This is a genomic window from uncultured Campylobacter sp. (assembly GCF_937997465.1).
GTDB lineage: Bacteria > Campylobacterota > Campylobacteria > Campylobacterales > Campylobacteraceae > Campylobacter_A.
Genome location: NZ_CALKTQ010000084.1, coordinates 1 through 1,239 on the forward strand (window position 1 = coordinate 1; position 1,239 = coordinate 1,239).

General features: G+C 45.9%; 2 protein-coding genes. Both read right to left on the minus strand.

All coding sequences use genetic code 11. From position 1 onward, the window contains the following. Nucleotides 1-412, minus strand: a 412-nt coding sequence (locus Q0546_RS02495) for an AIR synthase related protein (RefSeq protein ID WP_298790230.1), incomplete at its 3' end; no start/stop codon positions are given. Between the two features lie 345 nt (nucleotides 413-757). Beyond that, on the minus strand, nucleotides 758-1,201 hold the full coding sequence (locus tag Q0546_RS02500) for a hypothetical protein (protein WP_298790232.1): 444 nt from the start codon (nucleotides 1,199-1,201) through the stop codon (nucleotides 758-760). Between the last annotated feature and the right edge of the window lie 38 nt (nucleotides 1,202-1,239).

Consider the following 1,239-nt stretch of genomic DNA (forward strand, 5'->3'; position numbering starts at 1 on the left):
TCGCGTTTTCGCTCTCGCCTCGCACCTCGCCAAATCGCAGCGAGTTCATATTCGCCACGACTCGCGCGCCCATCGTAAATACGTCGCGCAGTATCCCGCCAACGCCCGTCGCCGCGCCCTGAAAAGGCTCGATGAAGCTTGGGTGATTGTGGCTTTCCATCTTAAACACCGCCGCGACGCCGCCTCCGACGTCGATGACGCCCGCATTCTCGCCCGGCCCCTGAATCACCCACGGCGCCTTGGTCGGGAAGCCGTTTAGGTACTTTTTACTCGACTTGTAGCTGCAGTGCTCGCTCCACATCGCGGAAAATATCCCAAGCTCGAGCAAATTTGGCTCTCTGCCTAGGATCTTTAGGATCTCCTCATACTCTTGATCGCTGATTTTGTGCGCTTTTACGGTAGCTTTGTCCATTTTTAGCCTTTAAAAAATTTTGGTTGATTTTACTTAAATTCGCATAAAAACTTGATAAACCAAAGGAGTGAGAGCGGGGTAAATTTGGCGAATAAAACAAGAGTCTAAATTTCATACGGCAAGCTAAAAATATTCTGTTTATAGTTATTGATTCGGCTCTAAATTTAACCGAAAAATTGGCATTTTTGAGGTGCGGGTCTCGGAAAGTAACTCAAATTTTAGATAAATGCCAAATTTAAAGTAGCTGTGGAAAATTAAAAATTTAAGCATATTAGTACCCTAAATTTGACGCAAGAAAGTCCGATATTCCGCTAAATTCGGCGGGCGATTACCCGCCGCAAATGCCTACTTGCTCGGCATACTATAGTAGCAAAGTATGTTTAGCAGGATGCGTCCTTGCTTTTTGACGTCTTGATCGATGATGTCTTGTCTAAATTTCGCAGAGGTTGCCTGCTCTTTAGCTTCGGCTAGTTTGCTGCTCGACAGGTTAAATTTAAAGTCCAGATTTTTTATCTCAAAGCCTTTGTTTCCGACTATCTTCGCGTCGATCACGGTAGCGAAAAACTCGTCAGACGCGCCCACGTAGTAGTTCGTCACGCTTCTGGCGCTTATAGGTTCGCCGCCAAAAAACGCCTTACAAACGGGAGATTTTTGCGCGCTATAAACCACGCTCTCAAGGATCCCGCCGCCAAATTCATAAAACTTAAATTTCTTTGAGTTTTGTAGCTTTTTTATCTCGTCTTTATCGCTCAAATCTACATTTCTACTGCTATCTAGGGAGACCTTCAACTGCCTCGATTATCGTAAGCGCCTCCCCCTCCAGTACC